The following is a 23,350-nucleotide window of genomic DNA, read 5'->3' on the forward strand; positions in this document are numbered from 1 at the left end:
TCGGGGCACGCGCGGTCGAGACCCGCCGCGGCTCGGCGGCGCGCGCGGCACGGCTGCGTCGCTGGCCGTCGATCACGATCGGCTGCGTCGACGAGCGCGGCGTCGTCCCGCGGCACAGGGGCGAGGACGACGTGGCAGAGGCCGTCGATCCCTCGTCGATGGACGCCGCGCTCGCGCTCGCCCTCGGGCTCGTCACCCGGCTCGACCGCGAGGTGGGCGCGGCGGCCGGCGCGCGCCGCGCCACCGCCTGACCCGCGCGTCGGAGCTGCGGGAAACCCCGGTGGCGCCCCGCCGTGGCGGCCGGTACAACTGCGCCCGACATCGCCCACCCCCGGAGGTTCCATGTCCTATCCGGTGTCGTACTCCGCCGCCTAGGTCGAAGATCGCAGCCGTCTCACGACGTTCTTCCGCCTCCTGCTCGCGATCCCGCACTTCGTCGTGCTCGCGATCCTCGCCATCGGCGCGTTCTTCGCCGTCGTCGCGGCCTGGTTCTCGATCGTGTTCACCGGGCGCTACCCCGAGGGGCTCTACGCCTTCGTCGCCGGCGTCCTGCAGTACAGCGCCCGCGTGAACGGCTACGTCAGCCTCCTCACCGACGCCTACCCGCCGTTCTCGGTCGGGGACGACGACGAGTACCCCGTCCGCCTCGCGATCGCTCCGCCGGCGGCCGAGTACGACCGCATGAAGACGCTCTTCCGGATCATCCTCATGATCCCGGTCTACCTCATCGCCTACGTGCTGCAGCTCGTCGGCCAGGTCGCGTCGTTCATCTCCTGGTTCTGGATCGTCATCACCGGCCGCCAGAACGAGGGACTGCAGGCGGCGATCGTCTTCACCCAGAGCTACATCACGAAGGCGTACACCTACTACTGCCTCCTCACGGAGACCTGGCCGCCGTTCAGCGACGAGGGGTCCGCGATCACCGCGACGCGCACGCACGGAGGCTCGCTCGACCGCCCCGAGTCGGCGGGGATGGCCGCGCCGATGTCCGACCACGTGAGCGACACGACGACATAGGGTGCGGGGCATGAGCGCCCCGCCCGTCCTCCTCTGGTCACCATCGTCCGAGCGCATCGAGCGGGCGGCGATCACGGCCTTCCACCGCTGGGTCGAGGAGACCCACGACGTCGAGCTCCCCGACTACGCCGCGCTGCAGCGCTGGTCCGTCGAGGAGCTCGACGCGTTCTGGGCCGCGATCTGGACGTACTACGACGTGCTCCACGACGGCTCGGCGGAGCCGGTCCTCGGCCGCCGCGAGATGCCGAACGCGGAGTGGTTCCCGAACGCGCGGGTGAGCTTCCCGGAGCACATCTTCCGCGACAAGGACGACGGCGCGGTCGCCTTCCACCACGCTTCCGAGCTGCGCGAGCTGTCGGAGACGACGTGGGGCGAGCTGCGCGAGGAGACCGCGCGCATCGCCGCGGGCCTGCGGCGTCTCGGCGTCGGAGAGGGCGACCGCGTCGTCGCCTACATGCCGAACATCGGCGAGACGATCGCCGCCTTCCTCGCCGTCTCCTCGCTCGGGGCGGTCTGGTCGTCGTGCTCGCCGGACTTCGGGGCGAAGACGGTCGTCGACCGCTTCGCGCAGATCGAGCCGAAGGTGCTCCTCGCCGTCGACGGCTACCGCTACGGGGGCCGCGACTTCGACCGCCGCGAGGTCGTCGAGGGCCTGCGGGAGTCGATGCCGAGCGTCGAGCACACGGTCCTCCTCCCCTACCTCGACTGCGGGCCGATCGAGGGGACGACGCCCTGGGAGGACCTGCGGGCCGAGCACGAGCCGCTGAGCTTCACCCGCGTCGCGTTCGACCATCCGCTCTGGGTCCTCTACAGCTCGGGCACGACCGGGCTGCCGAAGCCGATCGTCCAGGGCCACGGCGGGATCCTCATCGAGCAGCTGAAGATCAAGCACCTCCATCTCGACGCCCAGGCCGGGGATCGCTTCCTCTGGTTCACGACGACCGGCTGGATGATGTGGAACTTCCTCGTCGGCATCCTCCTCACGAAGGCCGAGATCGTCCTCTACGACGGCAACCCGGGACACCCGGACCTCGGCACGCTCTGGGGCCTCGCCGAGCGGACCCGCACGACCGTCTTCGGCTCGAGCGCGGCGTTCATCTCCGCGTGCATGAAGGCGGGGATCGAGCCGTCCGAGGGCCGCGACCTCTCGGCGATCACGTCCGTCGGGTCGACGGGCTCGCCCCTCGCTCCCGAGGGCTTCCAGTGGGTCTACGACCACGTCGGCGAGGACACGTGGCTCTTCTCGACGAGCGGCGGGACCGACGTCTGCACCGCGTTCGTCGGCGGGGTGCCGACGCTCCCCGTCTACCGCGGCGAGCTGCAGGCCCGCGCCCTCGGCTGCGCGGTCGAGAGCTGGGACGAGGAGGGCCGGCCGCTCACCGGCGAGGTCGGCGAGCTCGTCATCACGAAGCCGATGCCGTCGATGCCGATCGGGTTCTGGGGCGACGAGGACGGATCGCGCTACTTCGAGAGCTACTTCGACCACTACGACGTCGAGCCGCCGGTCTGGCGCCACGGCGACTGGATCGAGATCACCGAGCGCGGCACCGCGATCATCTCCGGCCGCTCGGACTCGACGATCAACCGCGGCGGCATCCGCATGGGGACGAGCGAGATCTACCGCGCGGTCCTCGCCCTCGACGAGATCGTCGACGCGCTCGTCGTCGACGTCCCGCGGCCGGGGACGGACGGCTGGATGCCCCTCTTCGTCGTCCTCCGCGAGGACGCGACGCTCGACGACGACCTCGTGAAGCGGATCGCGACGCGCATCCGGCAGGACTGCTCGCCGCGCCACGTCCCCGACGAGGTCCACGCGGTCTCCGAGGTCCCGCGCACGCTCAGCGGCAAGGTCCTCGAGGTCCCGGTGAAGAAGATCCTCACGGGCGTCGCGCCCGAGAAGGCCGCGAGCCGCGAGAGCCTCGCGAACCCCGCGACGCTCGACTGGTTCGTGGAGTTCGCCCAGCGCGTCTGAGCCCCCACAGCCGCCGAACCGGATTCCTCCGTTGGCGGGGCCACGGAGGAATCCGGTTCGGCGCTGGCGGCGGACGGCTACAGCTCGGGCTCGGTGGGGAGTCGGCTCACCGGTGCGGGTGGCGCGGTCTCCTCCGGCGGCGGCGGGAGCGGCGTCGTCGGGCGCAGGCCGACGACGAGGAGGAATCCCGCGCCGATCGCGAGGGCGAGCGGCCAGCCCACGAGGCCGCCGTCCGTCCCGACGACCGCGACCCACAGGACGAGGACGAGCACGCCGACGAGGACCGGCCCACGGTGCTTGTCCACCGCGCCGTAGCCGACGAGGCCGAACCCCACGGCGACGCCCACGAGCTCCCACCCCGCCCCGAGCTCGGCGCCGACGTCCGCCCCCGCCCCCGGCACGATCAGGGCGATCGCGCCGAGCGCCGCGTCGAGCAGCGCCGTCGCGAGGATCGCCGCCGTCGCGAGGCCGCCGGCGTTGGCGAGCTGCGCGGCGTGCGCCGGGCGGTGATCGCGCCGCGCGAGCGCCGCGAACCCGAGCACGGCGGCGCTCACAGCGAGGAGCCAGCGGTCCCCCTGGAGCTCGGGGTCGAACGTCCACTCGCCGAGCGCGACGGCCGCGACGACGCCCGAGAGGGCCGCGAGGAGCGTCATCGTGGAGGAGTCCCGCCCGCGCGCCCACCACGTCGCGTCGGCGCAGAGCGCGAGCGAGATCCACAGGACCGTCCGCGCCTTCCCGAGGTCGGCGTCGCCGAGGTCCGCGAGGGTGAGGAGCGAGAGCAGCGAGAGCACCCACGCGCAGACGAAGAGCGCGACGTGATAGCCGCGGGGGCCGTGGGGCTCGCGGACGGTGCGCGCCCCGAGCGTCGTGACGAACGCGCACGCGGCGAGCGACAGGGCGAAGCTTCCGCCCTCGCCGAGGTCCTCGCCGGACCGCACGAGGACGAGGGCGACGAGGACGGTGAGCGCGACGACCCCCGAGGCGACCTGATCGCCCCGGAACGGCCGGACGTCGAGGAAGCCGAGCACGATGCGCGCCCGGGTCGTCCTCAGCGGTGCCAGTCGATGGGGCCGGCGACGAGCGTGTGCGAGCCGAGCGGCCGGCCGAGGACCTCGCGGACGGCACGCGAGGCCTCGAGGAGCGCCTCGAGGTCGATGCCGGTCTCGACGCCCATCTCGTGGAGCATCGAGACGAGGTCCTCCGTCGCGATGTTGCCCGTCGCGCCCGCGGGCACGGGGCAGCCGCCGAGCTCGCCGAAGCTCGACTCGAAGTTCTCGCACCCCGCCTCGAGGGCGGCGAGCACGTTCGCGAGCCCCTGGCCGCGGGTGTTGTGGAAGTGCGCGGTCAGCTCGACGTCGTCGCCGAGCGCCTCGCGCGCCGCCTCGAAGAAGCGCCGCACCTGCACGGGGTTCGCCATGCCCGTCGTGTCACCGAAGCCGATCTCGGTCGCGCCCGCCTCCGCGAGGTCGCGGGCGATCGAGAGGACGCGCTCCTGCGGCACCTCCCCCTCGTACGGACACCCGAACGCGGTCGCGACGACCGCGACGCACTTGAACCCCTCGGACGCCGCGCGGGGCAGGACGCGCTGCGTGAGCGCCTCGAGCGACTCGGCGATCGAGCGGTTGACGTTCTTGCGGTTGTGGGTCTCCGAGGCGGAGAGGAAGACGCTCACGTCGTCGACGAGCCCGCGGAAGTCGAGCGCGCCCTCGAGACCGCGCTCGTTCGGGACGAGGACGCCGATCTCGATGCCGTCCGGCTTGTCGATCCCGGCGAGGACCTCGGGCCCGTCCGCGAGCTGCGGGATGACGTCGCGGCGCACGAAGGACGTCACCTCGATCCGCGGGACCCCCGTCCTCATGAGACGGTCGACGAGGGCGATCTTGTCCTCCGTCGAGATGATCTCGGGCTCGTTCTGGAAGCCGTCCCGGGGCCCGACCTCGCGGACCCGGACGCGTTGCGGGAGATCCGGTGTCATGGCCGTCGAAACCTATACTGCGCCGCTCATGAGCGAATCGATCTCCATCATCGGCGGCTCCGGAGCCCTTGGCTACGGGCTCGCGATCCGCCTCGCCCGCGCGGGCGTCCCCATCGTCATCGGCTCGCGCGACGCCGCGCGGGCTGCCGAGGCCGCCGAGAAGGCGTCGGCGGCCTCCGGAGCCGACGTCGAGGGGCTCGACAACGCCTCCGCCGCCGCCAAGAGCGAGATCGTCGTCCTCTCGGTCCCCTTCCGCAACCAGTCCGAGACGCTGACGAACCTCAAGGAGACGCTGCAGCCGGGCCAGCTGCTCGTCGACGCGACGGTCCCGCTCGCCGCCGCCGTGAGCGGCAAGGCGACCCGGATCCTCGGCGTGTGGCAGGGCTCGGCCGCCCAGCAGGCCCAGGAGATGGTGCCCGAGGGCGTCACGGTCGTGAGCGCTCTGCACACCGTGAGCGCGGCGCACCTCGGCGACCTCGACCACCAGCTCGACGAGGACGTCCTCGTCTGCGGCGACCGCAAGGCCGACAAGGCGCGCGTCATCGAGCTCATCGCCAAGATCGACGGCCTGCGCGGCGTCGACGCCGGCAAGCTCGAGATGAGCCGCATCGTCGAGTCGCTCACCCCCCTGCTCATCGGGATCAACGTCCGCCACAAGACCCACGCGGGGATCAAGATCACGGGGCTGCCGAGCGCGTGAGCGCCCCTGTCGTCGTCCTCGCCGGCGGGACCGGCGGCGCGAAGCTCGCGCGCGGCATGCTCGAGGTCGCAGGTGACGCCCTCGTCGTGGTCGCGAACACGGGCGACGACATCGAGATCCACGGCGGTCACGTCTCGCCGGACCCCGACCTCTGCACCTTCTGGCTCGCGGACCGCATCGACGCGCGCGGCTGGGGGATCGACGGCGACACGTTCGCGGTCATGGACGAGCTGCGTGAGCTCGGGGACGACGTGTGGTTCTCGCTCGGGGACCGTGACCTCGCGGTCTGCCTGCACCGCGCCCGGCGCCTCGCCGAGGGCGCTCGGCTCACCGAGGTGACGGAGGGGCTCGCTCGCGCCCTCGGCGTGACGGCGCGGGTGCTGCCGATGTGCGACGAGCCGGTCCGCACGCGCGTGCGCTCGAGCGGCGTGTGGCACGCGTTCCAGGACTACATGATCCGCGAGGGCGGATCCCGGCCGAGCGACGACCTGCCGCCGGTCGAGGGCGTCGCCTACGAGGGCGCCGACGCCGCCGCGCTGACGCGCGAGGTCGCCGAGGCGGTCCGCGACGCGGGGGCCGTCATCATCGGTCCCTCGAACCCCGCGATCTCGATCCTCCCGATCCTCGCGGTCCCCGGGATGCGCGACCTCGTCGCCTCGTCGGCGGCCCCGGTCGTCGCCGTGAGCCCCCTCGTCGGGGGGGCCGCCGTGAAGGGCCCGACGGAGCGCTTCCTCGCGTGGGCGGGCCTCTCGCGGGACGCAGCGGGCGTCGCCGAGTGCTATGACGGTCTCATCGACGGCATCGTCACCGACGAGGACATCCCGCTCGACCTCCCCGTCCTGCGGACGGACACCATGATGGGCGACGCCGGAGCGCGCGAGCGCCTCGCGCGCGAGACGCTCGGGTTCGCGAAAGGGCTCGCATGACGACGATCGCAGTGGTCCCCGTGAAGAGCTTCGCGAACGCGAAGCAGCGTCTCGCCGACCACGTCGGCGAGTCGACGCGACGCGCCCTCTGCGAGGCGATGGTGACGGACGTCCTCATCGCGCTGCGACGGGCGACGTGCATCGACCGCGTCCTCGTCGTCACCGCCGAGCCCGGCGCCGAGGCGATCGCGACCGGCTACGACGCCGAGCCGATCCTCGACACGGAGGAGATCTCGCACTCGGACGCCGCGCTCATCGGCGTGCGCTCGGCGCGCGAGCGAGCGGCCTCACGCGTCCTCCTCGTCCCCGGCGACTGCCCGGCGCTGGACCCCAAGGAGGTCGACGCGCTCGTCCGCGGAGCGGGCGACGCGCCGGAGGTCCTCGTGGTCCCGGACCGCCACGGGACCGGCACGAACGCGCTCCTCCTGAGCCCGCCCGACGTCATGGCCCCGTCGTTCGGGCCCGGCTCCTGCGAGCGCCATCTCGGTCTCGCGCAGGAGATCGGCGCACGCGCCGAGGTGCGCGAGGTGCCGTCCCTCGCCCTCGACGTCGACACCTACGACGACCTCGAGGCCCTGCGCGACGCTCTCAGCGGCGTCATCGGCGGCGCCGCGCACACGCGCGGGATGCTCAGCCGCCTCTCGCGGCGATGAGCGAGGTCTCGGCGCGCGCGGTCGCCGGCCTGCCGCCGCTGAGGGAGGGAGACGACCTCGCTGCGCTCGTCTGCGAGCGGACGGATCTCCGGGACGGGGACATCGTCGTCGTCGCGCACAAGGCGATCTCGAAGTGCGAGGGCCGCACGGTCGACCTCGCGACGATCGAGCCGTCGGAGCGCGCGCGAGAGATCGCCGCGGCGCACGACAAGGACCCCCGCGCGGTCGAGGTCGTCCTCTCGGAGAGCGCCGAGATCCTCCGCGCGCAGCGCGGCGTCCTCATCTGCCGCACGCGGCACGGCTTCGTGTGCGCGAACGCCGGGGTCGACGCCTCGAACGCCGGCGCCGCCGACCGCCTCGTCCTCCTCCCCGTCGACCCCGACGGCTCGGCCCGCGCCCTGCGCGCCCAGCTCGCCGAGGCCACCGGGGCGCGTGTCGGCGTCGTCGTCACGGACTCGTTCGGGCGCGCGTGGCGCCACGGCCAGTGCGACGTCGCGATCGGGCTCGCCGGCGTGACGCCGCTCGACGACCATCGCGGCGCGGTCGACGCCGACGGGCGCGAGATGCAGGCGACGTGGATCGCGCTCGCCGACGAGATCGCGGCCGCGGCCGACCTCGCCCGCGGCAAGACCGGCGGTCAGCCCGTCGTCGTCGTCCGCGGCCTCGGCCGCGCGGTCACCGCGCAGGACGGCCCTGGCGCCGCGGCGCTCGTCCGCCCCCTCGACGAGGACATGTTCACCTGACCCTCCTGACGAAACTCACGCTGGGAGTGGGTTTCGTCAGCGCGGTGGGGTCGTTCAGCCGATCTCGATGATCGTCATCGGCCGGGCGCCACGGGGCGTCTCGACCTCGACGGTCTCGTCCGGCTTCGCGCCGACGAGCGCGACGGCGACGGGTGACTCCGCCGAGATGAGGCCCTTCGTCGGATCGGCCTCGGTCGGGCCGACGATCGTGTAGGTGCTCTCGCGGCCGCTCTGCTCGTCGCGGACCTTCACCGTCGAGCCGAACCCGACGGCGCTCCCGTCGGTCTTCGCCTCCACGACCTGCGCGTTGCGGAGGCGGTCCTGGAGGCGCCGGATCTTCGTCTCGAGGTGCCCCTGGTCCTCCTTCGCGATGTGGTACTCGGCGTTCTCCTTGAGGTCGCCGAGCTCGCGGGCCGCCTGGATGCGCTGCGCGATCTCGTGGCGCGCGTTCGTCTCGAGCTCGTGGAGCTCGGCCTTGAGGGCCTCGAGACCCTCGGCCGTGATCGCCTCGCCGCCGGGACTGCTCATGCCGACGCTCCGATCACCTCGAGGACGGGGGCGTCCGCCGGATCCACGCCGACCGGCACCTCGCGGCGGATCCCGTAGAGGGTGGTGCGCTCGGCGGCGGGTCGCCCCGCCGCGTGCGCGGCGCCGGCGAGCTGGGCGGGCGTGAGGCGGACGCCGTGCGAGCTCCCGGCCATGCGGCTGATCGATTCCTCCATGAGAGTTCCTCCCAGGTCGTTCACCCCCCACCGTAGGGATTCCGTCGCGGCGTCGAGGCCCATCTTCACCCAGGATGCCTGGAGATTGCGAATCGATCGGCCGAGCGCGAGGCGGAAGACCGCTGTGTGCTTGAGGTTCTCCTCACGGCTGATCTCCTCGACGCCGTGCGTGCGGCCGAGCATCGTGAGATGCGGGATGAACGAGAGCGGGACGAACTCGGTGATGCCGCCGGTGCGCTCCTGCACGCCGCGGATGACGCGCATGTGCTCCGCGAGCTCCCACGGCTCCTCGATGTGGCCGAACATCACCGTCGAGGTCGATCGCAGGCCCGCGCGGTGGCTCGCCTCGATGACCTCGACCCAGCGGCTCGCGGGCAGCTTGTTCGGGCTGATGCGCTGGCGGACGCCGTCGTCGAGGACCTCCGCCGCGGTCCCCGGGGTCGAGCCGAGCCCGGCCTCGCGGAGGCGGGCGAAGACGTCGTCGAGCCCGCGTCCGCTCGTGCGCGCCATGTGGTCGATCTCCATCGGCGAGTACGCGTGGAGATGGAGGTCGGCGCCGGCCGACGCGGCCTCGGCCTTGCAGAAGCGCAGCCAGCCGAGGTACTCCTCGAGCTCCCAGTCGGGATGGATGCCGGACTGGATGCACAGCTCGGTCGCGCCGAACGCGAGCGCGTCGGTGATGCGCTCGGCCACCTCCTCGCGGGTGTGGGTGTAGGCGTCCGGCGAGCGGCGGGACTGGCCGAAGCCGCAGAACGCGCACCCGACCGTGCAGATGTTCGAGACGTTGACGTTGCGGTTGACGACGTACGTGACGGTCTCCCCCGCGACCTCCGCCCGCAGCTCGTCCGCCGCCTGGCGGAGGTCCTCGATCGCCTCGGGACGCGTCTCGGCGAAGAGGGCCGTGAGCTCGTCCGGGTCGAGGAGGACGCCGTCGCGCCCCTTCGCGATCGCCGCGGGCACGAGGTCGCGCCGGATCGGTCGCGGCGGCTCCGTGCGCCCGGAGCCGCGCCGCGGGATGAACGACCAGAAGCGCTGGCGGATCGTGTCGAGGACCGCGGGGGCGACCCACTGCTCGTCGATGAACGACCCGTAGACGCAGAGGCGCTCGGTGAGCGCGAAGCCGCGCTCGGCGAGCTCCGCGCGGACCTGCTTCGGGGACGGGAACGGCAGCTCGGGGCTGATGTGGTCGCCGTTGGCCGAGAGGCCGCCGAGGTCGGTCGCGCCCGCCGCGACGAGCCGGGGCCACCAGTTCGCGAGGTTCGGCGGGATCTGGATGCCGACCCCCGGCAGCACCTTCGCCGCGTGGGCGATGAGCTGCTCCATGTCCTCGATCGTCACGCCGGTCGCCCAGCGCGGGAGGTCCTTCGCGGGCCGCTCGGCGTCGCCGTCCCACAGCCCCGTGGCCCACGCCTTGCGCGCGGCGGCATCCGCGATCTCGGCGACCTCGCGGCCGTAGTAGGCGTCGTGCGGGACGAAGTTCTGGAGGATGACCTCCTGGAGGTGCCCGTGCTCACGGTGCACCTCGGCGAGGGCATCCAGGGCGGCGTAGCGGTCCGCGGGATCCTCGCCGATGCCGACGAGGATGCCGCTCGTGAAGGGGATGCGCAGCTCGCCGGCCGCGCGGATCGTCTCGAGCCGGCGCGCCGGGTCCTTCGTCGGCGAGCCCTGATGGGCGACGAGGTCGTCGCGGACCGACTCGAGCATCAGCCCCTGCGAGGCGGTCACCTCGCGCAGCCGCGCGAGATCCTCCTTCGAGAGCACGCCGAGGTTCGTGTGCGGCAGCAGGCCGCGCTCGAGCGCCCGCTCGCACACCCACACGACGTACGACGTGAAGTCCTCGTGGCCCCAGGAGCGCAGCCGCTCGGCGACCTCCGGGTTCACCTCCGGTCGCTCGCCCGTGAGGACGAGCAGCTCCTTGACGTTGCGCCGGGCGGCGCGGTCGAGCTGCTCGATCACCTCCTCGGGCGAATACAGGTGCGCTTTGTGCGTCTTGAACGCGCAGTACTTGCAGAAGCACTGGCACGTCCGCGACAGCGAGAGCGTCACATTCCGCGAGAACGAGATCCGACGACGCATCGAGGCGCAGCGTACTCTCCCGCGCGTGCATCGCCTCGCCCCCGTCCTCTTCCTCCTCCTCGTCTGGGCCCTCGCCGGCTGCGGAGGAGGCGATTCCGGCCGCCCCGACACCGAGGCGGATCTCCTCCTCGACTTCACGCCGAACGCGGTGCACAGCGGCATCTACCTCGCACGCTCGCGGGCGTTCGACGAGGCGGAGGGCGTCCGCCTCGAGATCACGCCACCCTCGGACTCCACCGACGCGGTGAAGCTCCTGAGCGCCAACCGGGTCGACTTCGCCGTCCTCGACATCCACGACGTCGCGATCGCGAACGCGCGCGGGGCGGAGCTCGTCGCGGTCATGCCCCTCGTGCGCCGTCCGCTGGCGAGCGTCGTCGCCGCGCCCGGGGTCGAGCGCCCACGGGACCTCGAGGGCGGGACCGTCGGGGTCACCGGTCTCCCCTCCGACGTCGCCGTGCTGCGCTCGATCGTCGAGGGCGACGGGGGCGACCCCGGGCGGATCGAGACGACGACGATCGGCTTCACGGCCGTCCAGGCGGTGGCGGGGGGTCGGGTGGAAGCCGCGACCGCGTTCTGGAACGTCGAGGGCCTGGCGCTCCAGCGCAGGCAGCCGGAGGCGTCGATCTTCAAGCTCGACGAGTACGGCGCGCCGCCGTACCCCGAGCTCGTGCTCTGCGTCAGCCGACGGACGTGGCAGGAGCGGCGGGACGTCGTCCGCGCGGCCGTCCGCGGACTGCGGCGCGGCTACGAGGAGACGCTCATCGACCCCGAGTCGGCCGTCGCGGCGATCGTCGAGGCCGAGGACGGCGTCGACCGCGTCGACCTCGAGGAGCAGCTCGACGTCCTCGTCCCCGCGATCTCCGCCGGGAACGAGCCGATCGGCGTGTTCGGCCGCGATCGCCTGCGCGAGTGGGCGGAGTGGGAGGCGGAAGTCGGCATCACCGAGGAGCCCCCGAACGTCGCCGTCGACTTCGTCGACCCCTGAGCGGGCGGGCGGACCGCCCGCCCGCGACCGCCGAACCGGATTCCTTCGTGGCAGGAGCAACGGAGGAATCCTGTTCGGCCGGCGGGCGCGGCCGTCAGGGGCCGACGACCGCCTCGACCCTGATCGCCGTCAGCTTGACGTCCTCCACGGTGAGGCCCTCCCCCGCCTGCTCCGTGCAGGCGAGCGTCACCTGCGTCCCGTCGGCTGCGCCCGCGACGACGGCCGACAGCGAGAGGACCTCCGTCTGGCCGGGATCCGCGTTCGCGGCGAGCGCGTGACGCGCCTCGTCGAGGCCGGCGCCGCCCTCGGAGAGGCCGCACTCGTTCTCGGGATCGGTGGCCGTCGCGGTGTTGTTGTCGACGACGAGCTTCGCCTGCACGAGCCAGTTCCCGGCGCTCAGCGTCCTCGTGGCGATCGCGGGACACGTCTCGTGGCTCGTGCCCGCGCACGTCGCGACGGCGACGGCGCCGACCTGCGCGACCCGGAGCTCGCTCGGGCCGACCGGACCCTGCGGGCCCTCGGGCCCGGTCGCACCGGCGGGTCCCGCGGGGCCCGCCGCACCTTGCGGGCCTGCGGGCCCCGTCGCGCCGGCGGGGCCGGTCGGACCCTGCGGTCCGGCCGGTCCCGTGGCACCGACGAGGTCGGCGGCGTCCTTGCCGTCCACCTTGTCCGCGTTGAGCCCCGGGGCGACGCCGGTCGCGTTCGTCACGAACGGCGCGCCGGGGTTCGGCGTCGCGGGGTCGCCGATGCTGATGACGCCCGCGAAGGGACCGCTGGTCGTCGCGAACTCGAACGCGTGCCCACCCGCCAGGTTCGTGGCGCGCAAGCACGGAGCCGACCCCTCCGCCGTCCCGCCCGCCGGCGCGCGGCAGCCGTAGATCGCGCCTCCGCCCGCGTCGGCGCCCTCGCTGATGTTCGACTGGCGCGTCACGTAGCCGCCCTTCACGGGCTGGGCGTCGACGTCGCCGATGATCTCCGTCTCGCCGGGGATCGTCCCGTTGCGCACGCCTTGGCGAAGCGCATCGCCCGTCGCCGCCGCCGCGAACGGCGCGCCGACGATGGCGCCGGCCAGCAGTGCCCCGGCGGCCGCGTGGCGCACCCCGCGGCCGCGGTCGGACGTCCCTCTGCGGAACATGTTCGTGCTTCCTCTCGGTCGGTTCGCGACGCGCGAGGCCGGGCTGGACTCGCGACAGGGCTGGGCGAACCGTAGAGCGCCCACGATGCCCGGTGAAGACCTCGCTGGACGCGACGCGGCCGGGCGCCCGCGGGCGCCCGGCCGCTGGTGACCTTCCGCCGATGGGCTCGAGGAGGGTCAGTGGAGGTGGTCGCGACCGCTCACGGGCCGACGACCGTCTCGACCCTCATCGCGGTGAGCTTCACGTCCTCGACGCTCAGCCCCTCGCCCGCCTGCTCCGTGCACGCGAGCTTCACGACCGTCCCGTTGGGAACACCGGTGAGGACCGCGCTGAGCGGGATCGTCTCCGTCTGGCCCGGGTCGCCGTTGGCAGCCAGGCCATGGCGCGACTCGTCGTGGCCCGTCGCTCCGGTGGAGAGGCCGCACTCGTTTGCCGTGTTCGCCGCCGCGCCCTGGTCGTTGTCGACCACGAGCTTCGCCTGGACGACCCAGCTGCCGGCAGCGAGCGTCCGCGTGCGGACGGCCGGGCAGATGACGTGGTTCGTCCCCACGCAGGGCTCCAGCGCCAGCGCGTCGATCTGCTCGGTGCGGACCTCCGTCGGTCCGGCGGGACCCTGCGGCCCAGCGGGTCCTGCGGGCCCGGTCGCGCCCACGAGCTCCGCCGCGTCCTTGCCGTCGACCTTGTCGGCGTTGAGGCCCACCGCGACACCGATCGCGTTCGTCACGAACGGCGCGCCCGGGTTCGGCGTGGCCGGGTTCCCGATGCTGATGACCCCCGCGAACGGCCCGCTGCTCGTCGCGAACTCGAAGGCGTTGCCACCCGCGAGGTTCGACGCCCGCAGACAGGGTGCAGAGCCGGCCGTCGTCCCGCCCGCCGGCGCGCGGCACCCGTAGATCGCGGCGCCGCCCGCGTCCGAGCCCGTTCGGACGTTCGACTGGCGGGTGACGTAGCCGCCCTTCCCCGTCTGCGCCTCGAGGTCCCCGATGATCTCGGTCTCGCTCGTCGTCGTCCCGTTGCGGACGCCCTCACGCAGCGGGTCCCCCGTCGCCGCGACGGCGAAGGGGGCTCCCACGATCGCTGCTGCGACGAGCGCGCCCGCCGCGGCGTGGCGCACCCCTCGGGAGCGCTCGGTCGAGCCTGTGCGGAACATGCTGCCTCCTTTGGTCGTGCGTATCGATACGAGGACGAGCATGCACCTCCGCAGGACGTTGCGGGAGTTTTCTCTCAGCCTCCGAGACCGGCAGGCAGCGGCCCGACCGCGAACGGGCCGGGCGACCCCGACGAGGGACGCCCGGCCGCGCGGGTTCAGGAGCCGTCAGCGGGGACGGATCGGACCGATCACGGACCGACGACCGTCTCGACCTTCATCGCGGTGAGCTTCACGTCCTCGGCGACGAGGCTCTCGCCGCCCTGCTCGGTGCAACGCAGCTCGACCGTGGAGCCGGCGACCGCGCCGGTGACGACACCGGCGAGCGCGAGCGACTCCGACTGACCGGGCTGGGTGTTCGTGTCGAGCGCGTGCCGCGACTCGTCCAGCGACGTCCCGCCGCTCGTGAGACCACACTCGTTGCTCACGTTCGTGGGGGCCGCAGTGTTGTTGTCGACGACGAGCTTCGCCTGGACGAACCAGTTCCCCTCGCCCAGCGAACGCGTGCGCACCGGGGGGCAGACCTCGTGGTTCGTCCCCGCGCACGTCGGGAGGCTGAAGGCGCCGATCTGCTCGAAGCGCAGCTCCGTCGGACCCGCCGGCCCCTGCGGCCCGGCCGGACCGGGCGCGCCGACGAGCTCCGAGGCGTCCTTCCCGTCGATCTTGTCGGCGTTGAGCCCTGTGGCGACGCCGGTCGCGTTCGTCACGAACGGCGCGGCGCCCGGGTTCGGCGTCGACGGGTCGCCCACGCTGATGACGCCCGCGAACGGGCCGCCGCTCGTCGCGAACTCGAACGCGTTGCCGCCGCCGAGGTTCGACGCGCGCAGGCACGGCGCGGAGCCTCCGGTGGTCCCGCCTGCCGGGGCGCGGCATCCGTAGATCGCGGCGCCGCCGGCGCCCGCGCCCGTGCGGACGTTCGACTGCCGGGTGACGAACCCGCCCTTGCCCGTCTGCGCGGCGAGGTCGCCGATGATCTCCGTCTCGCTCGTCGTCGTCCCGTTGCGGACCCCCTCGCGGAGGCTGTCGCCGGTCGCCGCGACGGCGAAGGGCGAGCCGACGAGGACGCCGGCGATGAGGGCGCCGGCCGCGGCGTTGCGCACGGCACGGGCCCGGTCGGTGGTCGGTGTGCGGAACATGCTGCTCCTCCTTCGATCGTGGTCACCCGTGCAACCACGACGGAGCAGCGCGCTTACGCGACCGCCGGATCTTTTTTCGAGGCCGGCCCTACTGGGCGCGGATGCGGCGGAACTCGTCGCGGACCGACTGCGGCCGGCCCCACATGTTCGTCACCTCGACGCGGCCGCTGCGGACCTGGCGGACGGCGATCTCGCCGGCGATCCCCGCGTCGTCGAGCAGCCCGAGGGCCATGTGGACCGCGCTCGGCGCGGCGGCGTGGCCGAAGCGATGGGCGACGAGGATGCGCCAGTGCCAGTCGTGCTTCGAGTACGGCTGGGCGTTGCACGTGACGAGGTAGACCGCGGCGTCGATGTAGCGGTCCTCGTCGTGGATGCGGAGATCGAGCTCGAGGTCGGTCCAGTCGTCGGGGAGCGAGTCGACCACGCGCTGGAAGGTGTCGGCGAGCGCCATGACGCGATCGTATCGCCCGGGGCGCGTGTGGCATCCTCGGGAGGCGTGAGCACCGTCACGTCACCGGGCCCCGAGGCGATCGACGCGGTCCTCCGCCGCTGCGGCCTCGTCGACCGCTCCGAGCGCGGCAAGCTCGCGCTCACCGGCGCCGATCGCGCCGAGTTCCTCAACGGGCAGGTCTCGAACGACATCACCGCGCTCGAGCCCGGCGCGGGCTGCTCGGCCGCCCTCCTGACGAACAAGGGGAAGATGCTCGGCGAGGTCCGTGTCCTGGCGACGGCCGACGAGCTGCTCCTCGACACCGAGCGCGTGTCGCTGCAGGCGCTCTTCGACGTCATCCGCCGCTTCAGCATCGGCTGGGACGTGACCCTCCACAAGCGGACCGTCGAGCGCGGTCTCCTCGCCCTCGTCGGCCCCGAGGCCGACGCGGTCGCGCTCGCGACCGGCGCGACGCTTCCCGGCGCCGACGAGCACGCCCACGTCGCCACGGGGGTCGGCCCGCACGACGTCCACCTCGTCCGCACCCCTCTCGGCCTCGACGTCCTCTGCGAGGCCGAGACGGTCTCGGCGGTGCGCGACGCCCTCGCCGCGGCGGGCGCGGTCCTCGTGGACGAGACGGCGGCCGATGTCGCGCGCGTGCGCCTCGGCCGGCCCCGCTACGGCGATGACCTCGACGACACCGTCATCCCTCAGGAGGCCGGTCTCAACGGGCGCCTCGTGAGCTTCACCAAGGGCTGCTACGTCGGTCAGGAGACGGTCGCCCGCCTCCACTGGCGAGGGAAGCCGAACCGGCACCTCCGCGTCCTCCGCCTCCCCGGCTCCGCGGAGAGCGGCGCGCCCGTGCGCCTGCCTGCCGGCGACGACGGCGAGCCGGGCCGCGAGGTCGGCCGGCTCGGCACCGTCGTCCACGACCCCGACGCGGGGTGGACGGCCCTCGCGATCCTCCGCCGCGAGGCGACGCCGGGCGACGCGGTGGAGGTCGGCGACGACGGCGCCGCGGCCGTCGTCGCCGAGGCTCCCGCTACTTCTTCCTCTTGACGGACACCTTCGTCGAGTAGGTCTTCTTCACGGTCTTCTTCCCCGCCTCGCGCACGGTCAGGGTCACCCTGGTCGTCACCGAGCGACGCGAGCGCAGCGCGCTGCGGGCCGACTTCGAGAGCGACAGCGAGAGCGCTCGCGGCTGACCGGGCTTCGTCGCGAGCGTCGCGCGACCCAGGGTGAGCCGCTTGCGGCCCTTGCGGGCCATCGTCGCGACCGCGCTCACCTGCGCCGCGCGACTCGCGACGAGGCTCCCGAGCACGAGCCGCGGCTTCTTCGCCGCGAGATCCACGCGCTGAGCGAGAGCCTGCCCGGCCTTCCCGGTGCCGACGAGGAGCCGGACGGGCCCGAGGGTCACGCGGGTCTTCCCCGCGAGCGCACCCGTGCCGGAAGCGGGCCCGGTGGTCGTGCCCGTGCTCGTCCCGGTGCCCGTGCCCGTGCCCGCGCCGCTCGGCGGGGGCGTCGAGCCGGCCCCGGCCGTGGACGCGACCTCGAGCACGCGGCACGCACCCGGGCCGCTCGTCGACGCGTTGTCGATCGCGTCGACGACGGCGCGATCGCCGATGCCGCCGGCGGCGGAGCAGAACACGAGGTCGGCCTCGCCGTCACGCGCGAGGAGCAGGTCGTTCGCGCCGCGATCGAACAGCTCGCTGCAGCCGTGGTCGGCGAGGAGCTCGTCGGGTCCGGGGCCGGCGTCGATGATGTCGTCGTGGCACCCGCCCTCGAGACGGTCGGCGCCCGTGCCCCCCTCGAGGCGGTCCATGCCCGAGTTGCCGTCGAGGCGATCGTCGCCGCCGCCGCCGACGACGTGGTCGCTGCCGTTCGATCCGTAGAGGTAGTTCGGGAGGTCGTTGCCGACGAGGACGTCGTCGCCCCATCCGCCGCCGATCGTCTCGACGTCGCCGCCGACGTCGTCGCCCTCGCCGGCCGCCCCGTCGTTCGCGACGCCGTCGAGGGAGACGGCGACCGGCTCGAAGCGCATGAAGTACGTGAGGTCGTCGGCCCCCGGCCCCCCGATGTACCTGTCCGCCCCCGCCTGGATGTCCTGGCCGATGAGGAGGTCCTCGAGACCGTCGTCGCCCGCACCGCCGTCGAGGACGTCGTCGCCCTGGTAGCCGTTGAGGGCGTCGTTGCCGTCGCCGCCCGCGAGGGTGTCGTGCCCCTGCCAGCCGGAGAGCGTGTCGTCTCCGGCTCCGCCGACGAGGAGGTCGTTCGCGATGCCGCCGCCGACGTTGTCGGCGCCGGCCCCCCCGTCGATCTCGACCGGGACGGCGAGGACGTCGTCGAGGTCGACGACGCTGAAGGAGTCGTCGAGGTCGCCGAGCGACGCGACGAACTTCGCGGGCCGGGGGCAGACGATCGTCGTGTCCCAGTCGTGGGGGGCGCAGGCGCCGGCCGCGCCGGCGCCGAGCACGACCGGGACGTCGTCCCCGAACTGCACCTTCCCCGGGTCGTCGTCGGCGTAGAGGCTCGGATAGTTCACCTCGCCGGGGGCGGCGGTGTAGGCGAGGACGCCGCCGGAGTACGTGAGCGTCCCCGCCGACGCGGCGGCGGGAAGGGCGAGCGTCGCGACTGACGCGGTCGCGAGCAGGAGGAGTCGGTGCGCTGACATCGGCGGATCGTGATCACGCCGCGTTGGCAGGACGTTGGACCCCTGTGCCCACGCCGGCGCGGCGGAGGAATCCGGCGATCCGCGCATCCGCGGGCGCCGGGTCGAGCGCGAGCTCGGGGAGCACGCGCCCGTCGAGCCACGTCCCGGCGACGCGCTGGGCGGCGACCTCCTCCGGCCGCAGGTGGACGACGTGCGGGTGACGGGTCCCGGCCTCACCGACGTGGCGGTCGACGACCCGTCGCGTCCTGGCGACGCCCTCGTCGACGTCGTCGAGCGGGCCGTGGTCGACCGGGCGCCCGCCGACGAGCCAGAAGGCGTCCCACGGGGGCCCGCCCGCCTCGGGCCCCCCCGCCAGGACGAGTCGCGCACGGGCGTGCGCCGGCGCGACCGCGTCGCCGAGCTGGGCGAGGAGCTCTCGCAGGCGCCCGTGCCGGCGGCGGAGCCACGCCGCCCGCTCGTAGCGCCGCGAGGCCGAGGCCGCGGCCATCTCGGCCTCGAGGTGCAGCAGGAGCGGGTGACCGCTCCCGGCGCCGCTGCGCGTCCTCCGCGCCCCGCCTGGCTCGCGGAAGAGCCCGAGCGCCTCGTCGAGCCGCGCGCGGTAGGCGTTCGGATCGAGATCGCCGAGGCACGGGGAGACGCACCGCCCCATCTGGCCGTAGGCGGACGGATGCGTGCGCCGCTTGAGGCCGCGGCCGCAGTGCCGCAGGCCGAAGAGGGAGTTGAGCTGCTCGAGCAGCTCGACGGCCGCGGCCCTCGACGTGAGCGGCCCCACGTTGACGGCGTGGCCGGCGGCCGGCTCCGGCGCGATCTCGAGCACCGGGAACGGGATGTCGAGGCGGCACCGGAGGTACACCCAGCGGTCGCGGTGCTTCGCCCGCGCGTTCCCGGGCGGTCGCAGCTCCGCGATGAGCCGCTGCTCGAGCAGCAGCGCCGAGAGCTCCGACCGCGTCTCGGCGACGTCGACGACCTCGACCTGCGAGGACCACGACGTGTCCGGCGAGGACGGGGCGAAGTGCGCCCGCACCCGCGTGCGGAGGGCGACGGACTTCCCGACGTAGAGCGGCTGGCCGGCGTCGTTGCGGAACGTGTAGACGCCGGGCGCGTCCGGCACGTGCGACAGGTCGGGCCGCCGGCGCCGCGCGCCGGCGAGCGAGCCGCCGCCGTCGGTCCGCCCCGCGCGACGGCGGCGGGGCCGGGCAGGGCCGATGAGGGCGAGGGCGTCGCCGAGCGTCGGCGCGCTCGCGGCGAGCCGCGGCAGGAGGGCGCAGAAGACCCGCGCGCACGTCTCGGCGTCGGCGAGCGCGCGATGCGCCGTCTCGACCGGGATCCCGAGCGACTCGGCGAGCGGAGCGAGCTTGCGCTGGCGGGCGAGCGGGTGAAGGCGCCGCGCGAGCGCGACCGTGCACAGCGCCGGCGGATCGGGCCACGGCAGGCCGGCGCGCCCGAAGGCCTGCGAGAGCACCCGGCGGTCGAACGCGGCGCTGTGGGCGACGAGGACCCGGCCCTCGAGCAGCTCGGCGAGCTCCGGCAGGGTCGTCTCCGCAGCCGGCGCGGCGTCGACCATGTCCTGGGTGATGCCGGTGAGCCGCTGGACGCCGCGGGTGAGGGGGGTGCGCACCGCGCAGAGCGTCTCCCACCGGTCGTGGAGCTCGCCCCCGCCGACGAGCACCGCGCCGACCTCGGTCAGCTCGCACGTCTCTCCCGACCGGCCGTTCGTCTCCGTGTCGACCGCGAGGAACTCGAGATCCCGGAGCGGGCGGTCGAGGAGGTTCCCCGCGGGGGCGGTCGGCGACGGCGACGAGCTCGGCATGCGAACATGTGTACGCATGCCCGCGGACGGAGCGCAAGGGCGGTTGCGCCGCCGTGTCCGCCCGCACGACTACGCTCGTCCCGTCCGTCGAGCACACGACAGGAAGGCAGCGCCAGGATGACCTTCGCCACGCAAGACGACACCCAACGCCGGCTCTCCGAGCTCGTCGACCTCGAGCGGGACGCGTGGGAGCGCTACCGCGAGGAGACCGTCCCCCTCGACTCCGCCGCCTACGCGCATGCGGAGCCCGCCGCGTGGGACGCCCTCCAGGCGACGCTCACCGAGGTGAGCGCCGAGCGCGCCGCCCTCGTCGGGGACGCCCCGCCCTCCTGACCCCGCCGCCGTCCGCCCGCGGGCGCCGCGGCGTCGGTTAGGGTGTCCGCGCGGAGGCCACGGGGCCTCCGGGGACCTGGGGATGGAGAGGGAAGACGCGTGAAGAGGACGTTCAGGCTCGCGAGCCTCGCCGCCGTCGCCGGCGGCCTCGCCATCGGCGCCGCCGGATGCGGTGACGACGACGACTACACGAACGAGCTGCGCCCCCCGGCCCCCATCGTCGTGACCGCCGCGATCACGGACTCGGACGTCGCCGCCTCTCCGACCGAGTTCGGCGCCGGCCCGATCTCGCTCATCGTCACGAACCAGACGGGCTCCTCGCAGGTCGCGACGCTCGAGAGCCGCGGGGCGGGGGCCGACGGGGTCTCCCAGTCGACCGGCCCGATCAACCCGGGTGACACGGCGACCGTGAAGGTCGACGTCGCTGAGGGCGACTACGTGCTCCGGACCGAGGGCGCGATCGACCCCGCCCGGCTCGAGGTCGGCGAGTCGCGCGAGAGCGCGCAGGACGACCTGCTCCTGCCGTAGCCGTCGCGCCGGGCGCGCCGAGCGGCGCAACCCCGCCTGCGGCGCGGCTCCGCGTGCCCTGGCATCATCGCGGGATGCCGCGACGCCGGATCGCCGCCTTCCTCGCCGCCGGACTGCTCCTGCCGGCGGCCGCCGTCGCGCAGACGGAGTCCGGGTCGGGCACCGAGGAGGATCCGCAGGCCTTCTTCAAGGAGGCCCTCCTCGCCCACGACCGCACGACGACCACGGTCAAGGGCCTGCTCCAGACCCGCAAGGGCTTCGTCGATCCGCGGACCGGCTTCGTCGACATCACCGGCGACGGGAAGGCGGACGCGATCGTGCTCGTCACGCTGCCGGGCCAGGCCGGGACGGTCGCGCTCTACGTCATGACCACGGACGGCGGGACCGCACGCGAGGACTCCGAGTCCCTGCAGGTCGTCTTCTCCAGCCAGCGGCTCTACCGCGGGACGATCGCGCTCCGCGACGGGACGCTCGTCGTGCGCACCCCCGTCTACGGCACCGACGACGAGCCGTGGGCCCCCTCGCAGATCGAGGAGCGCGACTACGTGTGGAACCCGGCGGCCGCCGCGATGCGGCGGGTCGACCGCCGGGTCGTCGACGGGCCCGGGGGCCGCTGAGCCGGTCGTCCGCGGCTGCGCGCCACGAGGCGGGCGACGGCGGGACCTCCCGACGGACGTCCGGGTAGTCTTCGGCCCCTCATGGCAGTCGATCTCAGTCAGATCTCCACCGTCTCCACCGAACCTGGGGAGCTTCCCGCGACGATGGCCGCGTGGGTCATCCGCGAGGACCGCTTCGGCGAGCCGCGCGACGCCTTCCAGGTCGAGGAGATCGAGGTTCCCGAGCCGGGCGCCTTCGAGGTCGTCGTCCGCGTCATGGCGGCCGGCGTCAACTTCAACAACGTGTGGGCGGCGCTCGCAGAGCCGATCTCGGTCTTCCGGTACGGCGACCACCCCGAGTACGGCCACCACATCGGCGGCTCCGACGCGTCGGGCGTCGTGTGGAAGGTGGGCGACGGCGTCACGCGCTGGAAGCCCGGCGACGAAGTCGTCATCCACTGCAACATGGCCTCCTACGAGGACCCCGAGGTCCACGGCCTCGACCCGATGGCGGCCCCGTCCCAGATGATCTGGGGCTACGAGACGACCTGGGGCTCGTTCGCGCAGTTCACGAAGGTGCAGGCGCAGCAGCTCCTCCCCAAGCCGAAGCACCTCAGCTGGGAGGAGGCCGCGAGCTACGGCCTCACGTACTTCACCGCGTACCGCATGCTCATGAAGCGCGCGGAGCTCCAGGCGGGCCACAAGGTCCTCATCTGGGGCGCCGCGGGCGGTCTCGGCGTCTTCGCCGTCCAGCTCTGCCGCGCTGCGGGCGCCGAGTGCGTCGGCGTGGTCAGCTCCGCCGAGAAGGGCGAGCTCGTCAAGCAGCTCGGCGCGACCGGCTACATCGACCGCAACGAGTTCAAGGGCATGATGCGCCGCGGCGGCGAGACGCCCGAGGAGGAGAAGGCGCGCTTCAAGGAGTCGCGGCGCTTCGCGCAGGCCGTCGAGGAGATCCTCGGCGGGCCGCCCGACACCGTCTTCGAGCACGTCGGCCAGGCCACGTTCCCGACGTCCGTCCTCGCCGTGAAGCCCTTCGGCAAGGTCGTCATCTGCGGCGCGACGTCCGGGTACACGCTCGACTTCGACGTCCGCTACCTCTGGATGCGGCAGAAGGAGATCCTCGGCTCGCACTTCGCGAACGCGTGGGAGTGCAACCTCGCCAACCAGCTCATCGACGAGTCGAAGATCCGGCCCGTGCTCTGGAAGACGATGCCCTTCGAGGACGTCGGCAACGCGCATCAGCTCATGCGCGACAACGAGCATCTCGGCAAGATCGCGATCCTCGTCGGGGCAAACGAGCCGGGCCAGGGCCGCACCGCCGATGGCCCCGGCGCGATCATCGCGGAGGTGGGTGCCTGATGGCCGCAGGAGCCGTGCACGTCCCGTGGTACGCCACGGGCTTCAGGGGTGACCAGCTCGAGGAGGCCCTCGCCGAGCTCACCCCCCTCTCGACGCGCTACGGGGCGACCCAGTACGCCGTGTACCGGTCGAGGGACGACAAGTACCGCATCCTCCAGGTGATGCACTTCGAGTCGAAGGGCGACTGGGAGCGGTTCTGGAACTCGCCCGAGTTCACGCGCTTCCGGACGCTCACGTCCGGCTGGTGGCAGGTCCCGGTCCTCTACGTCTGGCAGGACATCACGATCGCCGGCGAGGGCCCGAAGGCCGGAGCCGAGGTCGAGCAGCCGACCGCCGAGCCGGCGGCTTCGCCCGCGGAGGCCTGAGACCCGAGCGGGCCCGCGGGGCCCCGTCCGCGAACGCTGCGTGAAGGGCGCCCCGAGGGGCGCCCTTCGC

24 protein-coding genes and 1 pseudogene are annotated in these 23,350 nt (G+C 73.5%); 15 read left to right on the plus strand and 10 right to left on the minus strand.

Annotated features, from left to right (window positions below; translation table 11 throughout):
* The 4 genes and pseudogenes from ACME2J_RS14000 to ACME2J_RS14015 form a co-directional block, all read left to right on the plus strand.
* A partial coding sequence (locus tag ACME2J_RS14000; RefSeq protein WP_495545544.1) for a hypothetical protein occupies nt 1-251 on the plus strand: 251 nt, incomplete at its 5' end.
* Nucleotides 252-402: 151 nt separating this feature from the next.
* Nucleotides 403-600, plus strand: a pseudogene (locus ACME2J_RS14005) (DUF4389 domain-containing protein); the annotation flags it as partial.
* Nucleotides 601-681: 81 nt separating this feature from the next.
* Nucleotides 682-1,017 (plus strand): DUF4389 domain-containing protein, encoded by a 336-nt coding sequence (locus ACME2J_RS14010; protein ID WP_495545583.1) that lies wholly within the window; start codon nt 682-684, stop codon nt 1,015-1,017.
* A gap of 10 nt (nt 1,018-1,027) precedes the next feature.
* Nucleotides 1,028-2,989 carry an acetoacetate--CoA ligase gene (locus ACME2J_RS14015; protein WP_495545545.1) on the plus strand — a complete coding sequence of 654 codons (1,962 nt, stop codon included), beginning with the start codon at nt 1,028-1,030 and terminating at the stop codon, nt 2,987-2,989.
* 77 nt (nt 2,990-3,066) lie between these two features.
* On the opposite strand, the gene ACME2J_RS14020 is transcribed toward ACME2J_RS14015, so the two are convergent.
* Together ACME2J_RS14020 and ACME2J_RS14025 are read right to left on the minus strand one after the other, a co-directional pair.
* Nucleotides 3,067-4,017, minus strand: coding sequence for a hypothetical protein (locus tag ACME2J_RS14020; protein WP_495545546.1), 951 nt, complete (start codon nt 4,015-4,017; stop codon nt 3,067-3,069).
* A 20-nt stretch (nt 4,018-4,037) separates the two neighbouring features.
* Complete coding sequence (locus ACME2J_RS14025) at nt 4,038-4,964, minus strand: hydroxymethylglutaryl-CoA lyase (protein WP_495545547.1); 927 nt, start codon at nt 4,962-4,964, stop codon at nt 4,038-4,040.
* A gap of 28 nt (nt 4,965-4,992) precedes the next feature.
* Here ACME2J_RS14025 and npdG point away from each other — a divergent pair, with 28 nt between their 5' ends.
* Genes npdG through cofE form a run of 4 tightly spaced genes read left to right on the plus strand, consistent with a single transcriptional unit; the run spans nt 4,993 to nt 7,986 of the window.
* A complete protein-coding gene (gene npdG / locus ACME2J_RS14030; protein ID WP_495545548.1) occupies nt 4,993-5,664 on the plus strand; it encodes an NADPH-dependent F420 reductase in 672 nt (223 codons plus the stop codon).
* Complete coding sequence (gene cofD, locus ACME2J_RS14035) at nt 5,661-6,590, plus strand: 2-phospho-L-lactate transferase (RefSeq protein ID WP_495545549.1); 930 nt, start codon at nt 5,661-5,663, stop codon at nt 6,588-6,590. The genes npdG and cofD overlap by 4 nt, the downstream gene beginning before the upstream one ends.
* On the plus strand, nt 6,587-7,243 hold the full coding sequence (cofC, locus tag ACME2J_RS14040) for a 2-phospho-L-lactate guanylyltransferase (protein WP_495545550.1): 657 nt from the start codon (nt 6,587-6,589) through the stop codon (nt 7,241-7,243). The genes cofD and cofC overlap by 4 nt, the downstream gene beginning before the upstream one ends.
* Nucleotides 7,240-7,986 (plus strand): coenzyme F420-0:L-glutamate ligase, encoded by a 747-nt coding sequence (gene cofE / locus ACME2J_RS14045; RefSeq protein ID WP_495545551.1) that lies wholly within the window; start codon nt 7,240-7,242, stop codon nt 7,984-7,986. The genes cofC and cofE overlap by 4 nt, the downstream gene beginning before the upstream one ends.
* A 54-nt stretch (nt 7,987-8,040) precedes the next feature.
* Here the strand turns inward: cofE and greA are convergent, their stop codons facing one another.
* Together greA and cofH are read right to left on the minus strand one after the other, a co-directional pair.
* Nucleotides 8,041-8,514: a transcription elongation factor GreA gene (gene greA / locus ACME2J_RS14050; RefSeq protein WP_495545552.1), complete on the minus strand. Its 474-nt coding sequence runs from the start codon at nt 8,512-8,514 to the stop codon at nt 8,041-8,043.
* A complete protein-coding gene (gene cofH, locus ACME2J_RS14055; RefSeq protein WP_495545553.1) occupies nt 8,511-10,784 on the minus strand; it encodes a 5-amino-6-(D-ribitylamino)uracil--L-tyrosine 4-hydroxyphenyl transferase CofH in 2,274 nt (757 codons plus the stop codon). Before cofH ends, greA begins: the two co-directional genes overlap by 4 nt.
* Before the next feature lie 25 nt (nt 10,785-10,809).
* Between cofH and ACME2J_RS14060 the strand changes: the two genes are divergently transcribed.
* Nucleotides 10,810-11,769 carry an ABC transporter substrate-binding protein gene (locus ACME2J_RS14060; protein ID WP_495545554.1) on the plus strand — a complete coding sequence of 320 codons (960 nt, stop codon included), beginning with the start codon at nt 10,810-10,812 and terminating at the stop codon, nt 11,767-11,769.
* Between the two features lie 94 nt (nt 11,770-11,863).
* Here the strand turns inward: ACME2J_RS14060 and ACME2J_RS14065 are convergent, their stop codons facing one another.
* The 4 genes from ACME2J_RS14065 to ACME2J_RS14080 all read right to left on the minus strand — a co-directional run bounded on the left by ACME2J_RS14065 (nt 11,864) and on the right by ACME2J_RS14080 (nt 15,639).
* On the minus strand, nt 11,864-12,904 hold the full coding sequence (locus ACME2J_RS14065) for a hypothetical protein (RefSeq protein ID WP_495545555.1): 1,041 nt from the start codon (nt 12,902-12,904) through the stop codon (nt 11,864-11,866).
* Between the two features lie 200 nt (nt 12,905-13,104).
* Complete coding sequence (locus tag ACME2J_RS14070) at nt 13,105-14,055, minus strand: hypothetical protein (RefSeq protein ID WP_495545556.1); 951 nt, start codon at nt 14,053-14,055, stop codon at nt 13,105-13,107.
* A gap of 188 nt (nt 14,056-14,243) precedes the next feature.
* Nucleotides 14,244-15,188, minus strand: coding sequence for a hypothetical protein (locus tag ACME2J_RS14075; RefSeq protein WP_495545557.1), 945 nt, complete (start codon nt 15,186-15,188; stop codon nt 14,244-14,246).
* Between the two features lie 88 nt (nt 15,189-15,276).
* A complete protein-coding gene (locus ACME2J_RS14080; protein ID WP_495545558.1) occupies nt 15,277-15,639 on the minus strand; it encodes a hypothetical protein in 363 nt (120 codons plus the stop codon).
* Nucleotides 15,640-15,684: 45 nt separating this feature from the next.
* Between ACME2J_RS14080 and ygfZ the strand changes: the two genes are divergently transcribed.
* The gene (ygfZ, locus tag ACME2J_RS14085) at nt 15,685-16,677 is read left to right on the plus strand and encodes a CAF17-like 4Fe-4S cluster assembly/insertion protein YgfZ (RefSeq protein ID WP_495545559.1); all 993 of its coding nucleotides are present in this window, start codon (nt 15,685-15,687) and stop codon (nt 16,675-16,677) included.
* On the opposite strand, the gene ACME2J_RS14090 is transcribed toward ygfZ, so the two are convergent.
* Both ACME2J_RS14090 and ACME2J_RS14095 read right to left on the minus strand, forming a co-directional pair.
* Nucleotides 16,661-18,289, minus strand: coding sequence for a calcium-binding protein (locus ACME2J_RS14090; RefSeq protein WP_495545560.1), 1,629 nt, complete (start codon nt 18,287-18,289; stop codon nt 16,661-16,663). The two genes, ygfZ and ACME2J_RS14090, sit on opposite strands and share 17 nt — an antisense overlap.
* Before the next feature lie 13 nt (nt 18,290-18,302).
* Nucleotides 18,303-20,099 carry an exonuclease domain-containing protein gene (locus tag ACME2J_RS14095; protein WP_495545561.1) on the minus strand — a complete coding sequence of 599 codons (1,797 nt, stop codon included), beginning with the start codon at nt 20,097-20,099 and terminating at the stop codon, nt 18,303-18,305.
* A gap of 117 nt (nt 20,100-20,216) precedes the next feature.
* Here ACME2J_RS14095 and ACME2J_RS14100 point away from each other — a divergent pair, with 117 nt between their 5' ends.
* From ACME2J_RS14100 to ACME2J_RS14120, 5 genes are all read left to right on the plus strand, one after another.
* The gene (locus tag ACME2J_RS14100) at nt 20,217-20,432 is read left to right on the plus strand and encodes a hypothetical protein (RefSeq protein WP_495545562.1); all 216 of its coding nucleotides are present in this window, start codon (nt 20,217-20,219) and stop codon (nt 20,430-20,432) included.
* 99 nt (nt 20,433-20,531) lie between these two features.
* Nucleotides 20,532-20,960, plus strand: a complete 429-nt coding sequence (locus tag ACME2J_RS14105; RefSeq protein ID WP_495545563.1) for a hypothetical protein — start codon at nt 20,532-20,534, stop codon at nt 20,958-20,960.
* 74 nt (nt 20,961-21,034) lie between these two features.
* Nucleotides 21,035-21,577, plus strand: coding sequence for a hypothetical protein (locus ACME2J_RS14110; protein WP_495545564.1), 543 nt, complete (start codon nt 21,035-21,037; stop codon nt 21,575-21,577).
* Between the two features lie 81 nt (nt 21,578-21,658).
* Nucleotides 21,659-22,915 (plus strand): crotonyl-CoA carboxylase/reductase, encoded by a 1,257-nt coding sequence (gene ccrA, locus ACME2J_RS14115; protein WP_495545565.1) that lies wholly within the window; start codon nt 21,659-21,661, stop codon nt 22,913-22,915.
* Nucleotides 22,915-23,280: a putative quinol monooxygenase gene (locus tag ACME2J_RS14120; RefSeq protein ID WP_495545566.1), complete on the plus strand. Its 366-nt coding sequence runs from the start codon at nt 22,915-22,917 to the stop codon at nt 23,278-23,280. Before ccrA ends, ACME2J_RS14120 begins: the two co-directional genes overlap by 1 nt.
* The last annotated feature ends 70 nt before the right edge of the window (nt 23,281-23,350 follow it).

This window comes from Paraconexibacter sp. (assembly GCF_059438195.1).